Source organism: Marinagarivorans algicola (assembly GCF_001292705.1).
Taxonomy (GTDB): domain Bacteria; phylum Pseudomonadota; class Gammaproteobacteria; order Pseudomonadales; family Cellvibrionaceae; genus Marinagarivorans; species Marinagarivorans algicola.
This window is the reverse complement of the sequence record NZ_LGAK01000017.1, coordinates 69,091-87,814: the sequence shown is the minus strand read 5'-3', so window position 1 is coordinate 87,814 and position 18,724 is coordinate 69,091. Positions and strand designations below refer to the sequence as shown.

The window sequence follows — 18,724 nt, the reverse complement described above, 5'->3', positions numbered from 1 at the left end:
ACATTAACAACATAAAAAATAGAGCTTATTTATTTCAGCTAAAGCTGATTAAACCGCCTATCAAATCACGCCAAAAAATCAACATATAAAAATAAAAAGATTTAAAGCCATTGAAGTAAAAATGCACTGCAAATACTATTTTTCACCAAATACAACATTCTTCCATAAAAAAATCAAACATATTTAACCGACTAGCTCTATGTTTTAATGGTATTCTTTTATTGGATAAAAAATACCTAATTTCTAGATTTTGAGCGTTTAATTCTTTATTTATCGATCTTTAGACTTCTCGTGTACCTCTATGGCTATGCAATTACGTCGCTATCATGCCCTATTATACTCTCGCCCTTAACGCCATCACTCTGCACGAAATATGATTTCCATTTCATTATCGCCGCTTTAGCGTAAACCCTGCAAACGCGATAACCCGTATTTCTTAAGCAAAAATTAGACACTTTTTTATTTATGAAAAAGATATAAATACTGTATCGTGAAATATTTTTTATTATTTTTTACTAAAATACGTTATTCAAAAATGCGATGCCAGCCAATCAAAAATCATGCATTAAATCATAACAACCACGACCATAAAATTACTCATACGGATCATTATTTTAATATTTTATTTTAAATTTAAAATATTAACCAGTAATAAAATAGCGTTTTCATATAACAACAAAATAAAGCTATTAATTCTTAATTAATAAAAAATAATACGCCTGCCTATAATGACATTATCTATAGATAGTGGATTTTTATTCGAAGTTATAGATAACCCTAAAATCAAAAAAGGTATCAACGATGAATAATAAAACCTTGCATTACAATAGCGTATTAAGCGCCATTATATTATATATATTAACGGCATCCGCTTCAGCGATGAATATAGGATACTTTGAAAATAAAGTCTTTGACGATGAACCCGAAATACTCTTTGCTAATAACAATTTCAACCCAAGAACTAACGATACGCAACGCCTTCAAAATGCACTCAACAGAGCCTCGCGCGAACGCAATGGCGGCGTGGTACGATTACGCACATCACTCAACGGCAATAATAAACGTTTTAGCTTAGCTCGAATCATAATCCCCTCTAATATTCGCTTAGAAGTTGAGCCTGAGGTAATTTTAGAAATGCGCGGAGTCCGTGAAAGTAACAATATCAACAAGACCTTTTTATTTACTATAGGACGGAGTAATAATATTAATAACTTATCACCCCGCGCCATCGAAAATATAGAAATAACCTCGACCCATCCACATAAGCGCTTCACAATAGATTCCAAAAAGAATATGCCACTTATTTATGGCTCTCAGGCCGATGGTAATGGCAACAGCGGTAATGGCAACACCTTTAAAACTGGCGTTAGCCGAACCCGCTCCATTCCTATTGGTGTATTTTATGCCAAGAACTTCTCAATTTCTAACTTACTGATTATTGATAACCATACTGAGTCTGTCGGTGTGCAATTATACCCTGACACAGACTATAAGGATGGCGCCTATGCAATACGCCACGCTAGTCATCGCGCTTTAGATATTTTTTTAGATAAACCACCAAGTGATAGAACGGCTAAAGCCTTACCTATGAACGCTAACAATCAATTTATTAATTCATCGGGCAATGTCGTGCCTGACGCGCGCGCTATTCAGCGTAATTCTAGCTGGGGCCGAACGCCACTTAAAGGCACAATCACAAACATCAGAATAAAAAATGCGCACAGCGGTTATGGTGCAGTACAAATTTATGGCGGAGATTGGATAAAAATTAATAATATTCAAGCCATTAACGGCATCGGTGTGCGCTTAGAATCGGGCAATGGTACACCCAATGACAATATTAATCGTGCGGGTCCTCGATTGTCTTCTATTAATAATATTGATATCTCGGATGTCAAGGTTATCAATGGCTTTACCGGCGTGTGGATAAAACCACACAGCAAAATTATGAATAACATTCGCATTCACAATATTAATGCCATCGATAGTGGCACCGCGCTACTTATCGCAAAAGCAACGCTTTGCCGTCAGTGCCGAGATTTAACGCGAGGCCGAGTTAATAACATCACTATCACAGGCGAAATCACCTTAAGGCAAACACAATACAATCACCCTATTGCTGAGGTGGGCCGACTACCCACTTTTTTTCTTACACTCGCCGATAGGCAAAACATTGCAGCGAATGCCGGCAAATCAATACGCACCATTGGCGAAAAAGATATTCCTCGCAATCCATCGGGAAGCCGCTGGTATTTAATTGAGCCTGTCGCTCCGGTCCTAGCTTTATCGCAGCTTTCGGCCACTAGAATTGGCAACCAATCGCCCACCGAGGGGTTTTTCCCGGTCGACTATAGTCAAGCCATAATTAGCAATATCGGCTTAACACGCACTAATACCATCATGTATCGAGAAGAGATGCGTAAACCCAATGGGACATTAGCCACCGAGACTATTTACGAATAACTGTCTATAAAAATAACTCATAAAAAGTCTATGGGGCTCTTTGAATTAATGATTAGGCTGCGTTAATTCGAGCCCCAATTGGTACAAGGCATTTTTTTTAAGGCCTGTAATTTTTGCTGCCAATGCTGCTGCTTTTTTGAGCGGTAGCTCTTCGCACAGCAATAATAATATACGTTCAACATCTTGTGAGATTTCACGTATTTTAACCGTTTCAAAACCTTTAATCATTAAAACCATTTCACCGCGCTTTTGATTGGCGTCGGTATTAAGGGTATCGAGCACCTCTTGTGCGCTACCAGCAATAAAGGTTTCAAATGTTTTTGTCAGCTCACGTGCTAGCACAATGTAGCGGTCACCACCGAGTATCGTAATAACAGACTCTAAACTTGCTAGAATACGGTGTGGCGACTCATAAAAAACTAATGTTCGGGGATCTTCTTTAACGGCAGCTAACACCTGCTCGCGGTTAGTATTTTTGGCGGGCAAAAAACCTTCAAAGCTAAAGCGGTCGCTCGGCAAGCCACTCGCGCACAGCGCCGTAATAACAGCACAGGCCCCAGGAATAGGCTCAACACGAATACCTAAACTGCGCGCCTCATGTACCAATCGATAGCCAGGGTCAGAAATGAGTGGTGTTCCGGCATCACTAATCAAGGCAATGCTCTGCCCCGATGCTAAACGCTCTAATAAGCTTTGAGTACGCGCATCATCACTGTGATCGTGATAGGCGGTAGTGGGTGTATTGATGCAAAAATGCTGCAATAAATTGCCACTGTGCCGCGTATCTTCTGCAGCAATGATATCCACCTTCTGGAGTATCTCAATGGCACGAGGTACCATATCGCCTAAATTGCCAATAGGCGTAGCGACTATGTATAAAGTGCCGTATAAAGTACCGTTGTTTTGCACAAAAACCTCCAAAGGTTCACTGGTGCTTAAGTCGCCACCATGACGACTTAAATCATTACAAAATTGACGTATATAGTCATGACGTTAGCGCTATATTAATCACTAACGCCATTAACAGCATTACATAAACTAACTGCATGACATAGACTAACTACATTGCACAGACGAATTGTATTGCACAGACTTACAAGTATTAATAGAAGGTTGAGTTCAATGAACAAAGCGTTAGCGACAGGCCTATTGCTTACGGGCCTAGCAATAGCTGGCTGTCAAAGCACCAATACCAAGCCCGATACCCCCAGTACCGTACGCCCAAGTAGCGCCACTGCCGAGCAGCTTTTTGCTGATGCTTTATTGCAATCTGGCACAGCTGGGCAAAGCCAACAACTTGCCGCCGCCGAGATGTTTATGACACTTGGCGAAGCCGAGCGAGCCCTTGCGATATGCGAAAACTTAAACCCTCAAAACTTGGGCGACGCACTCTACGCCAAACAGCGCGAAATTCAAAGCCGCGCACTCGTTAAATTAGGTAACATTTATGCCGCTAAAGGGCAATTAGAAGCGCCTAGACTAGACACTCTTTTAGCGTCGTATTCAGCCTCACATAACAATAGTTCAAGTGCACTTAATGACACTCAAATCGTGGCATTACACGAATTGCGTGCCGACCTTTACTATGACCTCAACGAGCCAACACTCGCCATTCGCGAGCGGATTATACTCGGCCACATATTGGCAGCATTACCATCACGTAGAGTGCGCTCCTCTCTGACCTCTAATGGCCCCTCACGCAATACCGACTCAAGCAGCGACCCTAAAGTAGGAGTCGATCACAATGCAATGCTCAATAATGCTGCCATAGCCAATGATCAAAGCACTATGCAGATCAACCAAGAGCTTATTTGGATGATGCTGATGGAGCAAGATATTCAGCAACTACAAGCAACATCCAATGATCTGCAAACACAAGCACTGAGCAGTTCACACACAACCACACAAAGTGCGCAAGGCTGGTATGAACTTGCCATCGTCAACAAAGACAATCAGCGCAACATTAACCAGCAATACGATGCTCTCACTGCATGGCAGCAACAGTGGCCCAACCACCCAGCCAACGAACCCCTACCTGCAGACCTGGCACTCATTCAGCACTTGGTTAACAACCAACCTCAACGCATTGCATTAATGCTTCCACTCAGCGGCAAGCTTAAGCCTGTTGCCGAGGCTATACGCGATGGCTTTATGGCGGCTTATTTTGCCAATGAACAAGCCGGTGGGCAAACACCCGAAATCAATATTTACGATGTCAGTCACGGCGATATTAATGAGCACTACGACTTTGCCGTTAGCCAGGGAGCGCAAGTCGTCGTTGGGCCACTAAGCAAAGAAAACATCAGCGAACTCGCCATGCGCCCTGCACTAGAGGTACCCACACTAGCGCTCAATCAGATAGAAGCATCACAAAGTTACCCCACCGAACTCTTCCAGCTGGGGCTAGGCATTGAAGATGAAGCCGCACAGGCAGCCGAAAAAGCCTTTCGAGACGGCAAACGCCATGCGCTGATTATTGCCCCAGCAGGCAGCCAAGGTGATAGGGCCACGCAAGTTTTTACCCAGCAATGGCAAGCTCTAGGTGCAACAGTCAGTGATGGGATACGCTATAGCAACGAGCTCGAGCTCTCAAAAATTATTGAAGACGCTATGCACCTCAATGGCAGTAAAGCCCGCGCCCGTGATTTGCGAAGTATTGTGGGCTCGTTTGAATTTGAGCCGCGCCGACGTCAAGATTTAGACATGATTTTTTTGGTTGCACAACCGCGCGAAGGCCGACAAATTAAACCTTTGCTTGCGTTCCACTATGCTGGCGACTTACCTATTTACAGTACCAGCAGTATTTATGAAGGAGAACCGAACAGAAATGAAAGTGATCTCAACGGTATTATGTTTAGTCACTTGCCTTGGTTTTTTCAAGATACCCCCGAAAAAACCACCATTTTAAACACCGCTACACTCAATGCACGTAGCCAACGCCTGTACGCCCTTGGCGTAGATGCGTATTATTTATTCCCTCGTTTAGGGCAACTCGGCAGCGCAAGCCACGCCAATTTCTGGGGTCAAACGGGTGTATTAAGCCTTAATCGCTATCGCCAATTTTTGCGTAAGCAGCAGTGGGCCCAATTTAAACGCGGCAAAGCACAAGCATTAATCAGTACTCAGCAGCGCACGCAGCCTTAAAGGTACGGCCAGTCGATATATACAACAGCGCTAATCAATAAAGGACCAAGCCGTCATGGATAGACAACAAGCAGATACTCAAAAAATTGGCGCTCAAGCCGAGTATATAGCTAAAATTTTTTTACAGCAGCAAGGGCTAGTATTTGTTACACAAAACTACCGCTGCCCTCAAGGCGAGATAGATCTCATTTTTAAAGACAAAAAACAATGGGTATTTGTCGAAGTTAAAAACCGCAAAAACACCCTCTTTGGCACACCTGCCGAATGGGTGACCGCGAGTAAACAGCGTAAATTAATTTTAGCCACGCAGCACTATATCGCTAGCCATAACATCAGTAGTCGTGATGCCATGCGCTTTGATGTTGTGGGTATTACCAACCTCAATACCGACAGCATTGAGTGGTTTACCCATGCCTTTGAATGCTAAAAGCGGCGCTATTAATAGGAGAGTTAAAATTTGGCGCCACACACGATATAATCATACCCGCAAAACAATTAGATCACCCACATTAACCATACTGCGAAGTCACTATGTCAGCACAACGTGTATATGAACTGTTCCAAGCGAGCATAGAAGCCAAAATGAATGTGGGCGAAACACTAGCACCGCGCATAGAGCAAGCCGCCGAAATACTTGTACAAACCTTATTACATGAAGGCAAAATTCTTATTTGTGGCAATGGCCCATCTTCTGCTTTAGCACAAATGTTTAGTGGAGCCTTAATTGATCGCTACGAAAAAGAGCGCCCCAGCCTGCCAGCTATTTGGCTTGGGAGTAATATGGCCAGTTATACCGCCATGGTAACTCCGGCACATTATAACGAGGTGTACGCCAAGCCCATTCGCGCCCTAGGCAGCGAAGGTGACACCCTCGTATTAATTACAACCAGTGGTAATGCCTCGAACCTGATACAAGCTGTAACCACCGCACATGATCGCGGCTTAAATGTGGTAGCCTTAACCGGTAGAGACGGCGGTGATATTGCAAGCTTACTTGACACACAAGATATCGAGCTACGCGCCGACATCGATTCGCGCGGCAGAATTCATGAAATTCATTTACTGACTATTTACTGCCTGTGTGACTTAATCGACCATCACCTATTTGGAATAGAATAAACCCAATGGCGGCACAAATATAAAACAACACTGTCATACACACGCGCAATGGGCGTCAAGGGTATGGCAACCCTCATCTTTCACAACTCTACTTGATTGAATAAGGCATTATGACAAAATCACAGCTCACTAAAATGGTCACTGTCGGAGCTTTTTATGGTTTATTTAGTAGCTCCATGATACTCAGTACTGGCTGTTCTAGTTTTTTGGCAGCCGCACATAAAGGCCCCATACATCAAGACCCAGGCCAGCGCTCTCGGGGTGAGACTATTGATGACAAGCAAATTACGACGTTTTTAAAGGTCAACCTCACTAAAGCCGACCCGGCCTTTGAAAAAGCAAATATCAATTTTTTAAGTTACAACGGTGTTGTTTTGCTAACTGGCGAAGTGCCTTCTGAGCGATTACGAGAGCTAGCAGGCAAAACCGCGCGTGATATTAGTGCCGTGCGCTTAGTGCATAACCAATTAACCGTAGCCAGTAAAGCCACTATTTATTCACGTACTTACGATAGTTGGCTAGGCACTAAAATTAAAACCAAAATTATTAATAGTCAGGTTATTGAAGCCAATCGCGTCAAAATCGTTGTCGAGAATCGCGTCGTGTACATTATGGGACTATTAACTGAAAGCGAAGCACGTCAAGTCTCTGATATTGCCAGTACCTCTGAGGGTGTCACCAAGGTTGTACGTGCAGTAGAACTAGTCCCCGAACACGAGCGTGCACCTTTTTAGCCATAGAGTACAAGATATTATCAACCCCTAAAAAGCATATCACTATTCAGAGGTTCCTCAATTTGCGCTCATGAGTCATTGCTTGGGCTGCTCAAACCACCCATGGGCGCTATATAAGCGCTCCCGGCATTAAATACCCCGAAAATAATCCATCAGCCTCTATCAATTGAGGCTTGTTAGCTTGACTGAATAGTTCAAAATATTGAAGGTCTGAGGTACGCCTATACTCGAGTAGCTTACAGTGAGCGCGCGTTACAACAAGGTGTTTCCTAAAAGCCCAAGCTATAGAGCCTACCAGCTTAAGGCTCCTTGAGTACTATAGATGCTTGCTCGATATTTTGACCACTCAGCTCGGTTTTAGCTGTCGGCCATGCCGTGAGTACTGCCTTAACAAGTGTTGCTAGCGGAATGGCAAAAAAGACACCCCAAAATCCCCAAATACCCCCAAAAACTAGTACCGCAAGCACAATGGCCACAGGGTGCATTTTAACCGCCTCAGAAAATAATAAGGGCACTAATACATTGCCATCTAACCCCTGAATAACGCCATAGGCCAGCATTAAGTACATAAAGTCGGTGCTCAAGCCCCACTGAAAAAAGCCAATTAAAGCCACCGGAATAGTCGCCACAGCAGCGCCAATATAGGGGATTAAAACAGACAATCCAACAATAACCGCTAGTAACAAAGCGTAGTTAATCCCTAATACACTAAAAACAATCCCCGACACGCCAGCAACAATAATGATTTCCATTACTTTACCGCGCACATAGTTAGCAATTTGCTGGTTCATTTCACTCCATATCTGCTGCATAAGCGGTCGCTTATTAGGTAAACGACTGCCAACCCAGTCAATCATGGCGGCACCATCTTTTAAAAAAAAGAATACCAAAATAGGTACCAACACCAAGTAAATCAAAACACCAAATAAAATCGGCAATTGAGCAATAGAAAAAGTTAATACTTTTTGAGCCGCACCGCCAAGCTCAGCACTCGCAGCGGCAACCAGTTGATTCATTTGTTCTTTGGCAAGCAAGTCTGGGTAGCGCTCGGGCAGCTCTAATAAAACATGCTGGGTTTGCTTGAGCATTTTAGGTGCTTCACCGGCTAAGTTAATGATCTGTGACCACATCGAGGGGAGCAATACCAAAAAAATCAGCACTATAGAGCCCACTAACAATAAAAAGGCCACGCTGACCGCCGCAATATGCGGTACCCCTCCTTGCTCAAGCTTGCCCACAACTCCTTGTAATAAGAATGCAATGATAATAGCTGCAATCATAGGCGCCAATACCACACCGAGTGTTACCAGCACCACAACGCTCGATACCAATAAGACAGCAATTAATATAGCTTCTTCGTCAGTAAAATAACGATCGACCCAACGTTCAAATATTTTTATCATGCTACTGCTCTCAAGCTGTAATACAAAAATCAAACCATACAAAACAAACGGCTAATACATTTAGCCCTTTTGCAAAATATACTCGTAATAAAGCTGTCCATTATCATCGGTACATTCGCTAAAGCGCAGCAGTATATGCGATGACAGCTCAGTAAATGCGCGAAAATCACGCACAGAGCCACCATCGGTTGCTTGTACGCACACGGTGTCACCCACGGCGCAACGATTCAGTGCTAGCTTTGCTTTTAATAATGGCATCGGGCAGCTAAGCCCTTTTGCATCCACCGCATAGGTGGTATCTGTTGTATCCATCATGTATTTTATCTAATCAAGGCGTTGTTGGGCATTTTGTCTATGCAGAGCTCGCTGCCCATAAACCAGCTCTTGGTGGCGCTGTTACTACTCACCGTTACCAATTGTAACCTCTAAGGCGCTTTCATACGACGGGTTCTCAAACTTCACCGTAGATCGGTTTAACCGGTCAAGGCATGATCACGGTATAATTGTTAAGCATGATCTAGACGCTGAGTACCGACAAGGTCGCCAAACCGACTTTATCGGTACTCAGCACATGCTTCACTCGCACCATCGCAGTACCTGTAAATAGTCAATCACTGGTTATTGAAAAGCGTATTATATGACTGCGATATCGTCATTTTTTGGCAGTACAGTATTTTACACTCCTGTATTGCTATATAGCTTGTCTTTGTTACAACGGGTTGGACAGCTCAGTGGAGAACGTAGCCGTTAACCACAACACAACCTAGAGCGTACAATTGATGTGTTTACCCTTAAAATGCAACTTGCGCGCGCGCGCTGAGTCTATGTTGGCCTTACTACCTGCTTATTGAACCGTTAGAGATTGACATGTCGCTATACTTACTCAAAAATTTTCCGCACTCATCTGCCGTGCTACTCGTGATTTACCACAGGTTAACAACTGTGTTAATTTCGTGCCTTGCTTTGTTTGCAGGGAGTACAGCATCTATAGTTAACGCGAATGTTGAACTGCCCAGTATAGGTGAAAATAGTGCAGGGCTCATTTCACCATCACAAGAATATGACTTAGGCCGCAAAGCACTCAGGCAATATCGTGCCTATTTTCCGCTTGCCCAAGACCCCTACTTCGAAGCTTATCTCGATAATTTACTCGACAACATGCTAGTGCATAGCGGGTTACCCGATCGTCCACTGTCACTCCTTGTGATCAATGACCGTAACCTCAATGCTTTTGCCGCACCGGGAGGTATTGTTGGTGTTAATACCGGCACTTTTTTAATTGCTCAAAACGAGCAACAATTGGCCTCTATTTTAGCCCATGAACTCGCTCACCTCAGCCAACGTCATTACGCTCGGCGCGTGGCATACCAAAAGAGCCAAGCGCCGCTCAATTGGGCCTCTATGCTGGCAAGCGTACTTATCATGGCCTCAGGTAATGCCGATGCCGGTATCGCAGCAATGACTGCCGCACAGGGTCGTCAAATGAGTAATGCACTGGCTTTTAGCCGCGATATGGAGCGCGAAGCGGATCGTGTAGGCATAGAAACCATGGCGAGTGCCGGCTATGATCCGCACGCCATGCCAGATATGTTTGAACAACTACTTAGAGCTTCACGCTATCGCGCCAAAATACCTGAGTTTTTACTGACTCATCCCGTTACCGAAAGCCGGATTAGCGACGCCTCAAACCGTAGCCGAAACTACCCCGTCAAGCAGTATCCGCAAGATCAAAACTTTCAAATACTCAAAGCTCGTGCCATTTTACACCACGAGTCTAGCGCTCAATTTGCTGTGAAGCGTTTTACCAGCGAATTAAACGGCATCACGCTATCACCATTAGCGGCCCGCTATGGGTTAGTGCACGCGTTGATTCATGCTAACAGACCCGATGATGCTATCAAAGAATTTGAATTACTGGCTAAAAACTATAATCACTTACTGGCGGTACGCATAACAAAAGCTGATATTTATGCCGCTGACGAGCGCTTTGATTTAGCCTTAGAAATTCTCAAAAAAGAACTGGCTATCACCCCGAACAATCACATATTAAATATCCGCTATGCCGAAGTACTGATGGAAGCGACGCAATACGAACTCGGAGAATCGGTACTGCAAGCACACGTCAAACGTCACCCCGAAAATGCTTATGTTTGGTACCTTTTAGCCGAAACCCACGGCTTAGCAGGGCATATTTTCGAAGTCCATAAGGCTCGTGCAGAATATTTTATTTTATTAGGTCGCTACGAAAAAGCAGAAATTCAACTACGCAACGCTCTCAATTTAGCCGGTGAAAAAAAGTCTGTGAAAGCTCGTTTAGAAGAGCGCCTAGCCTATGTCCGTAAATTAAAACAAGAAAGAATATAATGATATTAAAATGCCCCTCTTGCCAGCAGGCGCTAATTCCTACCCAAAACACTTACCGTTGCAGCAATAATCACTGTTTTGATATTGCTAAAGAGGGCTACACCAACTTATTACTCGCGCAACATAAACGGAGTAAAAATCCTGGCGACGACAACACCATGATGGCTTGTCGGCAAGCTTTTTTAAATCAAGGCTATTACCAGTTTTTAGTGGATGCACTAGTTGCCATCTTAGATAACGCCAACGACCAAACTTTATTAGATATTGGCTGTGGTGAGGGGTTTTATGGCCACCAAATTAAGCAGCACTACCCTCGCGCACAATTAGCCGGTATTGATATTGCTAAAGGCGGCGTACGCTTAGCGGCAAAACGAAAAAGTAATAACGCACCCGCTTACACGCAATTAGCTGTTGCAAGCGCCTATGACCTGCCCTTTATGACACAAAACTTTGATTGCGCGGTCAGTGTCTTTTCACCGGTCGACCCACCAGAAACCGCACGCGTGCTTAAGCCCGGAGGTCAACTAATTATTGTTGGTCCCGCTAAAAATCACTTAAAAGGCCTTGCCGAGAGTATTTACGATGAATTTAAACCACATGCCAACGGCTTTAGAACCCTAGAAGGCCACCCCAGTTTTGAACGACTCGGCAGCACCATTATCGAACAAAACGCGACAATCGAGGGAGCCTCAATTTATCAGTTGCTTACTATGACTCCCTACTTTTGGAGCACTAGCGAAGAAAAACAAGCCGCCATAAAAAAGCGAGCGACGCTATCAACGCCGCTCGCTTTTGAAATCAGCCGCTATAAACGCCTGTAACCTATCGATTCAACACAGCCAGCACTAGCTCTTTACATAAACTAACACGAGTACTTTACATGCAAGCAACATGAGTACTTTGCAAGCCAACTCTAAAACACCGCAGCGCTATATGTTATTAGCGCTTTTTAGACGTATTCTTTTTGCCTGGCACGGCCTTTTTTGTTGCAGGTGCCACCTTTTTAGTGGAAGCAGCTTTTTTCCCGATAACCGCCTTTGTACCCAGAGTCACCTTTTTACCTGCAACCGAAGGACTGCCCGCGCCTTTTGATGCCACCTTAGGCGCGCCTTTCATTCGCTTGTTTGCCATTGAGGCTATCTTGCGCTTTTTGGCTACTTGCTGCTGCTGAGTCAGTTTATTTTTACGACCCTCATAAGGGTTTTCGGTCGATTTAAACTGTAAACGCACGGGCGTACCATGCAAATCTAGGGCTTTGCGAAAAGCCTTTTCTAAGTACTTTTTATAATGCGCAGGAACCGACTCGGTTTGATTACCGTGGATAACAATAATAGGAGGGTTACTGCCACCAGGATGCGCATAACGCAATTTAATACGTCGATTATTAATCATCGGTGGCTGATGCGTGGCAATCGCCCCCTCTAATATACGCGTTAAATAATTGGTTGAGAGTTTATCAGTGGCTGAATGATAAGCTTTTTCGATAGACTCATACAAATGCCCTACGCCGGTGCCATGTAACGCCGAAATAAAATGAAAGTCAGCAAAATCAATAAAACGTAATTTGCGCTCAAGTTCACTTTTGACATAGCTCTTATGTTCTTGCTCTAGGCCGTCCCATTTATTGAGCCCAACGACCAAGGCGCGCCCGGCATCAATCACCTGCCCCATTAAGTGCAGGTCTTGATCGACCACACCTTCGGCAGCATCAATCATTAGCACAACCACATTCGCATCACCAATGGCCTGCAACGTTTTAACAATAGAGAATTTCTCTACCGCTAAGTTAATGTTTTTGCGACGGCGAATACCTGCAGTATCGATTAACGTATAATGCTGACCAAAGCGCTCGTAATTAATGTACACGCTATCGCGCGTTGTACCCGGCATATCGTAGACCACGACACGGTCTTCACCAAGCATGCGATTAACGAGTGTCGACTTTCCCACATTTGGGCGTCCAACAACCGCGATTTTAATACCGGCTTCACCACTAGGGGAATCTGGCTCTTCGGGCATCTCGACAGTAGGGAGTTGCTTAAAGATACCTTCGAGTAGCTGGTTTACACCACGGCCATGTGCCGCCGCAATACCGTGCACATCTCCCAATCCTAATTCAAAGAAGGCCGCCGTTACCACATCGTGATTTTGTCCATCAATTTTATTGGCCACTAATAAAATTGGCTTATCACGCAGGCGCAAAAATTGTGCAATTTGCTCATCACCGGCGGTTAATCCTGCTCGACTATCCACCATAAATACGACTAAATCGGCTTCTTCTATGGCCAAGCGCGATTGATCGGCCATAGCAGCATCAATGCCGTCCTCATCACCACTTAAGCCGCCAGTATCGATCACAATATAGCGCTGCTCATCGTACACAGCCTCGCCATACTTTCGGTCGCGTGTTAACCCAGCATAGTTAGCCACTAACGCATCACGCGACTTTGTTAAGCGGTTGAAGAGCGTGGATTTACCCACATTAGGGCGCCCAACAAGAGCAATTACAGGAATCATAAAGTTAACCAAATTGGTTTGCTAAAAGGTATAAAACCTCAAAGCCAAACACAGTCAATAAAACAAATGGAATACTGGCTATTTTTAAAAGCCCAACATTCATAAACAACAAAACCCCCGCAATAGCAGAGGTTTTAAAAAGAGCCCGGTCAGCTTACTTTTTAGCGATAATACGATAAGCGCTTAAGGAACCATTATTACTCAAGGTATAAATGGTATCGCCATCTACCAGCAATGGCGATGCATAACCATTGCCAAGTAAAGGCCTACGTGCAGCCAACTTACCCGTTTGTGCATCTAATACTTGCAGCATATTATAGCTATCAATCATTGCTAAAAATTCACCCACCACGCTCGGCGAGCCAACGCCACGACGGTGTAAAACATCACTCTCCCACGTCTTAGTACCCGAGCTTAAACGACGAGAAAAGACATGGCTATTTTCATCAACATAAAATACTGCGTCATCATTTAGTGATAGCTCGTTAAAAATACTGGCATCTTCAGCCCATGATATTTTACCCGTACCTTTAGTGACCGCCACAATACGGCCATTAGCACCAGCCGCATAAATAAAGGGTCCATCGGCAACCGGGGTAACATCCAAGTCAACAGCACGCTCTAATTCCGTAATACCTTGTGGTTGACTAACACGTGTTGCCCATTTTAAATCACCGTTGCGAGTGCCAAAGCTCAATAGCTGTCCGTTATCAAAGGCAATAAAGGCTTGCCTACCAACGAGCAAGGGCGATGCCTGCGAGCGAAATGTTAACAATGGTTGAGGGTGGTCGTAATTCCACAGTTTCTCGCCAGTGTCTGCATTAAAGGCAAATAAACGGCCATCAATGGCGCTTACAAGTACTTCGCGACCATTACTTTGTGGCGGAGCAATAACTTCCGTTGTCGCCTGTGCCGTCCACAGCACTTTGCCGTCATCAGCCGATAACGCCAACACCTGCCCTTTAATAGTGGCCACAAATAACGTGTTGCCTTGCAAACTAATGCCCGCACTGATTTCACGCTTCAAATCGACGCGCCATAAGCGCTTACCGTTTTTTTTGTTAACAGCAAATACACGCCCTTTTTTAGTGACGGCAAATAATGTGTCGTCTTGTAGTGCTAAATAGAAGCGCTCATAATTACCCCCACCAAATAATGGTCGGCTGTACACACGACCCGACTTAAACGGGCCAATTCCTGTGCTGCGAGCATTGCCATCGAGCGATGAATGCCAAGCGGTTTTAATATGTGCAGTCGATTCAAAAGCCACTAATTCAGCAGGAACCAAAGCGGCATCTTTCGCTGCACAGCCTGCCAGTAAAACGGTTGGTAAAAAGACAAAGCACGCCAGTATTTTTAGTTTGCGCGCCAAACAACAAAGATCAGGCATTACTTGCCCTCTGGCATAGCGTGTGGGTTAACCCCATGAGGATTAATGCTCGGTAATACAGGAGCTGTGCTAGCAACGGATACATTATCCATTTTAAACTTGAGGATGTTAGCGCGCATACCGCCATTTGACTCCTGCTTTTCTAATGCGCTCACAGCACTATCATACGCAGTATAGGCTTCATCTAAACGGCCCAAACCTTGTAGAATATCACCGCGCACCTCGGCATAGCTAGCAGTAAAAGCATCGGAAGGTGCCCGAGCTACTAGCGCTAGAGCACCGTCAGTATCGCCAGTTGCGGCTTTAACACGGGCTAAACGCAAAGTAGCCAAATCGATTGAAGAATCTGTTTTACTGTTGTTGATCACAGCTTCAAGCTCTTTTTGCGCCTTGGTATAATCCCCTGTATCCACAGCCGCTTTTGCTAGGTGAAAGTGAGCAAGGTCGGCATATAAACCGGTGCTATCAGCGGCTAAGACTTTATCCGCAGCAGCGGTTAATGCTTGTTGCTGCGCTGCTGTTAATGCAGCATCATCACCCGCTGTTACCGTTGTGACAAGTTCATCATAGAGTGCAGAGTTAGCTTGTGCGGCTTTTTCTTGTGCGCTTTCGTAAGCACCGAAACCAAAATAACCTGCACTGGCCAATACAACTGCGCCGATAGTCAGTGCACCGTTTTGTTTCCACCAGCGCTTGAACGCTTCAATTTGCTCTTCTTCAGTTAAATAATCAGACACACGGCTCTCCTAATTTGTAATTGCTTTTATCTGTGGTGTTGTAAGGTTAATAAACTACAGCTCAAAAGCCGCTTGCAGTTTACTGATTAATTCTGTTTGCATCACGGTTTGTTGCTCTGCATCAGTACGCAGATGCTTAATCGTAACTTGCTCGTTAGCGGCCTCTATTTCGCCTAAAATGAGTGCCACTGTTGCACCAGTTTTATCGGCACGTTTAAGTTGATTTTTAAAGCTACCACCACCGCAATGGCTTTGTACACGCAAAAACGGCATAGCATCGCGTACTTGCTCAGCAAGTGCAAACGCTTTAGCCTTCACATCGCCAACGGCTGCCACATAAATATCAACCGGTTGATCAAGACCACTCGGCACCGCGTTGAGTTCCGTGAGTAATAGAACTAAACGCTCAATACCCATCGCACAGCCAAACGCAGGAGTAGGTCTGCCGCCTAACTGCTCAACTAATGAGTCATAACGCCCACCCGCGCATACGGTACCTTGAGCACCCAAATGCGTGGTTACCCACTCAAATACGGTATTACTGTAGTAATCGAGCCCACGCACTAAGCGAGGGTTAAGCTCATAAGCAATGCCCGCCGCGGTTAATAAGCAGGTTAGCTCCTCAAAGTGCGCCTTTGATTCATCGGATAGGTAATCACTGAGCACTGGCGCATCGTTCAATAACGCTTGTGTTGCCGGTACTTTACTATCCAGAATGCGTAGAGGGTTAGTGGTTAACCTGCGCTGACTATCAGCATCTAACTCTTCTTTGCGCTGCTCAAGGTATGTTACCAGCGCGTCGCGGTATTGCTGGCGTGCTTCGCTGGTGCCCAATGAGTTAATTTGTAGTGTCACGTACTCACTAATACCCAGCTCACGCCACAAGCGAGCAGTTAAACATAAAAGCTCCGCCTCAATATCAGCGCCTGAAAACCCAAACGTCTCTATGCCAATTTGGTGAAACTGGCGCAAACGACCTTTTTGTGGGCGCTCGTAGCGAAACATTGGGCCTTGATACCATAAGCGCTGCGTCTGATTATACAGTAACCCATGTTGTTCACACGCTCTAACACAGCTTGCTGTCCCCTCTGGCCGCATACTCAGGCTATCGCCATTGCGGTCACTAAAGGTGTACATTTCTTTTTCGATGATATCGGTCGCTTCACCAATACCTCGTTTAAATAAATCTGTGCTCTCTACAATAGGGAAGCGAATTTCGCCATAACCATAACGGATGAGTAGATCACTCACTATTGCCTCAACGTGTTGCCACAGTGGTGAGTCACTCGGTAATAAATCATTCATTCCTTTTACGGATTGTATCTTTTTCAAGGGTATTCCTATCAATCAACAATACCCCGCACGGCAGGGTATTTAAATGTATGGTTTAACAATCATGCCTAAAAATGATGCCCCTATTGAGAAGAAGTAAACAATGAGCGCAAGCAAAGCACATTAAATGGCTCAGCCAGCTGCGATTTAGTGTTACCACAGCCTATTTGCCTATTCCTACACCTATCTCTACGCCAAACCTCAGCCTTACCATCAATCGTCAGGCAAGACCGGCGCGGCGCTTAAGTGCTCACTCACTATTCATCAGATCTCTATAAAGGTGATATTTTTGAGCAGCACTCAATAACGACAAAATTATTCACCTAAGACACACTAAAGCTAAGCTTAAGTTGCTGATTTAGGTTTAGTCAAAACGGTTACTCTTTAGCGATAAGATTGGCGTCTTGCTTAGCCTTTTCTAGCGCTTTTTGTCGAATCATTGTCTCTAGGTCATCAATGAGTGTGTCATTACTCATTTTTGTATTGGGTTCGCCATCTTTGTAAACCAAATTGCGCGGTGAGCCACCCGCTAAGCCAACATCCGCCTCTTTTGCTTCGCCAGGGCCATTAACTACACACCCAATAATCGCGACATCTAATGAAGTCTCTATATCTTCTAAACGATTTTCAAGCTCATTAACAGTCTTAATAACATCAAAATTTTGCCTAGAACAGCTTGGGCACGCGATGAAGTTCACACCTTTACTGCGCAGTTTTAAGCTTTTAAGAATATCCCAGCCAACTTTAACCTCTTCAACGGGGTCTGCTGCTAAAGACACGCGCAGCGTATCGCCGATACCATCCATTAGCAGCATACCCAAACCAACCGCCGACTTAACGGTACCCGATCGCAAGCCACCGGCTTCAGTGATGCCTAAATGCAAAGGCTGCTCTATTTCTTTGGCGAGTAGCCGATAAGCTTCAACAGCCATAAAAACATCGCTTGCTTTGACGCTCACTTTAAAGTTGTCAAAGTTGAATTTTTGTAAAATATCGACATGACGCAGTGCCGACTCAACCAATGCTTGCGGTGTGGGTTCACCATATTTTTTTTGAATATCCTTTTCTAAAGAGCCCGCATTAACGCCTATACGAATAGGAATATTTAAATCTCGTGCTTTATCAACAACAGCCTGGATACGCTTTTCACGACCAATATTGCCTGGGTTAATGCGCAAACAATCTACCCCCAAGTCGGCTACTCGCAGCGCGATGCGATAATCAAAATGTATATCAGCAACTAAAGGAATATTCACCTGTTGACGAATTTGACCAAAAGCTTCGGCAGCTTCCATGCTCGGCACAGACACACGTACAATGTCAGCGCCGGCCTTTTGAATACGTGATATTTGATCAATGGTCGCAGCAATATCACAGGTTTCTGTATTGGTCATACTTTGCACACTAATAGGCGCATCACCACCCACAGGTACATTCCCCACCATAATTTGGCGGGATTTGCGACGAACTATTGGAGATTCACAGTGCATAACATGCTCATTTATTAACAATTACGAGTTA

Annotated in this window: 15 protein-coding genes; 7 read left to right on the top strand and 8 right to left on the bottom strand. The window is 44.6% G+C overall.

Features of this window, described 5'->3' with window-relative positions; genetic code table 11:
- Positions 1-801 precede the first annotated feature (801 nt).
- The gene (locus tag AC438_RS07785) at positions 802-2,463 is read left to right on the top strand and encodes a hypothetical protein (protein ID WP_053980685.1); all 1,662 of its coding nucleotides are present in this window, start codon (positions 802-804) and stop codon (positions 2,461-2,463) included.
- 45 nt (positions 2,464-2,508) lie between these two features.
- On the opposite strand, the gene rsmI is transcribed toward AC438_RS07785, so the two are convergent.
- Positions 2,509-3,372 (bottom strand): 16S rRNA (cytidine(1402)-2'-O)-methyltransferase, encoded by an 864-nt coding sequence (gene rsmI, locus AC438_RS07780; protein WP_274377609.1) that lies wholly within the window; start codon positions 3,370-3,372, stop codon positions 2,509-2,511.
- 213 nt (positions 3,373-3,585) lie between these two features.
- On the opposite strand from rsmI, the gene AC438_RS07775 reads away from it, so the two are divergent.
- From AC438_RS07775 to AC438_RS07760, 4 genes are all read left to right on the top strand, one after another.
- Positions 3,586-5,607, top strand: coding sequence for a penicillin-binding protein activator (locus AC438_RS07775; protein ID WP_053980684.1), 2,022 nt, complete (start codon positions 3,586-3,588; stop codon positions 5,605-5,607).
- A gap of 55 nt (positions 5,608-5,662) precedes the next feature.
- Positions 5,663-6,034 carry a YraN family protein gene (locus AC438_RS07770; RefSeq protein WP_053980683.1) on the top strand — a complete coding sequence of 124 codons (372 nt, stop codon included), beginning with the start codon at positions 5,663-5,665 and terminating at the stop codon, positions 6,032-6,034.
- A gap of 104 nt (positions 6,035-6,138) precedes the next feature.
- Positions 6,139-6,726 carry an SIS domain-containing protein gene (locus tag AC438_RS07765; protein ID WP_053980682.1) on the top strand — a complete coding sequence of 196 codons (588 nt, stop codon included), beginning with the start codon at positions 6,139-6,141 and terminating at the stop codon, positions 6,724-6,726.
- A gap of 110 nt (positions 6,727-6,836) precedes the next feature.
- Positions 6,837-7,460 carry a BON domain-containing protein gene (locus AC438_RS07760; RefSeq protein ID WP_053980681.1) on the top strand — a complete coding sequence of 208 codons (624 nt, stop codon included), beginning with the start codon at positions 6,837-6,839 and terminating at the stop codon, positions 7,458-7,460.
- Positions 7,461-7,759: 299 nt separating this feature from the next.
- Here the strand turns inward: AC438_RS07760 and AC438_RS07755 are convergent, their stop codons facing one another.
- Both AC438_RS07755 and AC438_RS07750 read right to left on the bottom strand, forming a co-directional pair.
- The gene (locus AC438_RS07755; RefSeq protein WP_053980700.1) at positions 7,760-8,863 is read right to left on the bottom strand and encodes an AI-2E family transporter; all 1,104 of its coding nucleotides are present in this window, start codon (positions 8,861-8,863) and stop codon (positions 7,760-7,762) included.
- A gap of 60 nt (positions 8,864-8,923) precedes the next feature.
- Entirely contained in the window at positions 8,924-9,178 is a 255-nt protein-coding gene (locus tag AC438_RS07750; RefSeq protein WP_053980680.1) for a sulfurtransferase TusA family protein, read from the bottom strand.
- Between the two features lie 627 nt (positions 9,179-9,805).
- Here AC438_RS07750 and AC438_RS07745 point away from each other — a divergent pair.
- On the top strand, positions 9,806-11,227 hold the full coding sequence (locus AC438_RS07745; RefSeq protein ID WP_162230709.1) for a M48 family metalloprotease: 1,422 nt from the start codon (positions 9,806-9,808) through the stop codon (positions 11,225-11,227).
- Positions 11,227-12,048, top strand: a complete 822-nt coding sequence (locus AC438_RS07740) for a putative RNA methyltransferase (protein WP_053980678.1) — start codon at positions 11,227-11,229, stop codon at positions 12,046-12,048. The genes AC438_RS07745 and AC438_RS07740 overlap by 1 nt, the downstream gene beginning before the upstream one ends.
- Positions 12,049-12,166: 118 nt before the next feature.
- Here the strand turns inward: AC438_RS07740 and der are convergent, their stop codons facing one another.
- The 5 genes from der to ispG form a co-directional block, all read right to left on the bottom strand.
- The gene (gene der / locus AC438_RS07735) at positions 12,167-13,744 is read right to left on the bottom strand and encodes a ribosome biogenesis GTPase Der (protein WP_082354027.1); all 1,578 of its coding nucleotides are present in this window, start codon (positions 13,742-13,744) and stop codon (positions 12,167-12,169) included.
- 154 nt (positions 13,745-13,898) lie between these two features.
- Positions 13,899-15,134: an outer membrane protein assembly factor BamB gene (gene bamB / locus AC438_RS07730; RefSeq protein WP_053980677.1), complete on the bottom strand. Its 1,236-nt coding sequence runs from the start codon at positions 15,132-15,134 to the stop codon at positions 13,899-13,901.
- Complete coding sequence (locus AC438_RS07725; protein ID WP_053980676.1) at positions 15,134-15,871, bottom strand: YfgM family protein; 738 nt, start codon at positions 15,869-15,871, stop codon at positions 15,134-15,136. Before AC438_RS07725 ends, bamB begins: the two co-directional genes overlap by 1 nt.
- 54 nt (positions 15,872-15,925) lie before the next feature.
- Entirely contained in the window at positions 15,926-17,203 is a 1,278-nt protein-coding gene (gene hisS, locus AC438_RS07720; RefSeq protein ID WP_082354026.1) for a histidine--tRNA ligase, read from the bottom strand.
- A gap of 377 nt (positions 17,204-17,580) precedes the next feature.
- Positions 17,581-18,693 carry a flavodoxin-dependent (E)-4-hydroxy-3-methylbut-2-enyl-diphosphate synthase gene (gene ispG, locus AC438_RS07715; RefSeq protein ID WP_053980674.1) on the bottom strand — a complete coding sequence of 371 codons (1,113 nt, stop codon included), beginning with the start codon at positions 18,691-18,693 and terminating at the stop codon, positions 17,581-17,583.
- Positions 18,694-18,724 lie beyond the last annotated feature (31 nt).

What these genes read in the sequence shown, in the direction of transcription:
- der (WP_082354027.1), bottom strand. Translation starts at nt 13,744, where the DNA reads ATGATTCCTGTAATTGCTCTTGTTGGGCGCCCTAATGTGGGTAAATCC.
- ispG (WP_053980674.1), bottom strand. Translation starts at nt 18,693, where the DNA reads ATGCACTGTGAATCTCCAATAGTTCGTCGCAAATCCCGCCAAATTATG.
- AC438_RS07785 (WP_053980685.1), top strand. Translation starts at nt 802, where the DNA reads ATGAATAATAAAACCTTGCATTACAATAGCGTATTAAGCGCCATTATA.
- AC438_RS07765 (WP_053980682.1), top strand. Translation starts at nt 6,139, where the DNA reads ATGTCAGCACAACGTGTATATGAACTGTTCCAAGCGAGCATAGAAGCC.
- bamB (WP_053980677.1), bottom strand. Translation starts at nt 15,134, where the DNA reads ATGCCTGATCTTTGTTGTTTGGCGCGCAAACTAAAAATACTGGCGTGC.
- AC438_RS07770 (WP_053980683.1), top strand. Translation starts at nt 5,663, where the DNA reads ATGGATAGACAACAAGCAGATACTCAAAAAATTGGCGCTCAAGCCGAG.
- AC438_RS07740 (WP_053980678.1), top strand. Translation starts at nt 11,227, where the DNA reads ATGATATTAAAATGCCCCTCTTGCCAGCAGGCGCTAATTCCTACCCAA.
- AC438_RS07750 (WP_053980680.1), bottom strand. Translation starts at nt 9,178, where the DNA reads ATGATGGATACAACAGATACCACCTATGCGGTGGATGCAAAAGGGCTT.
- AC438_RS07755 (WP_053980700.1), bottom strand. Translation starts at nt 8,863, where the DNA reads ATGATAAAAATATTTGAACGTTGGGTCGATCGTTATTTTACTGACGAA.
- AC438_RS07760 (WP_053980681.1), top strand. Translation starts at nt 6,837, where the DNA reads ATGACAAAATCACAGCTCACTAAAATGGTCACTGTCGGAGCTTTTTAT.
- AC438_RS07775 (WP_053980684.1), top strand. Translation starts at nt 3,586, where the DNA reads ATGAACAAAGCGTTAGCGACAGGCCTATTGCTTACGGGCCTAGCAATA.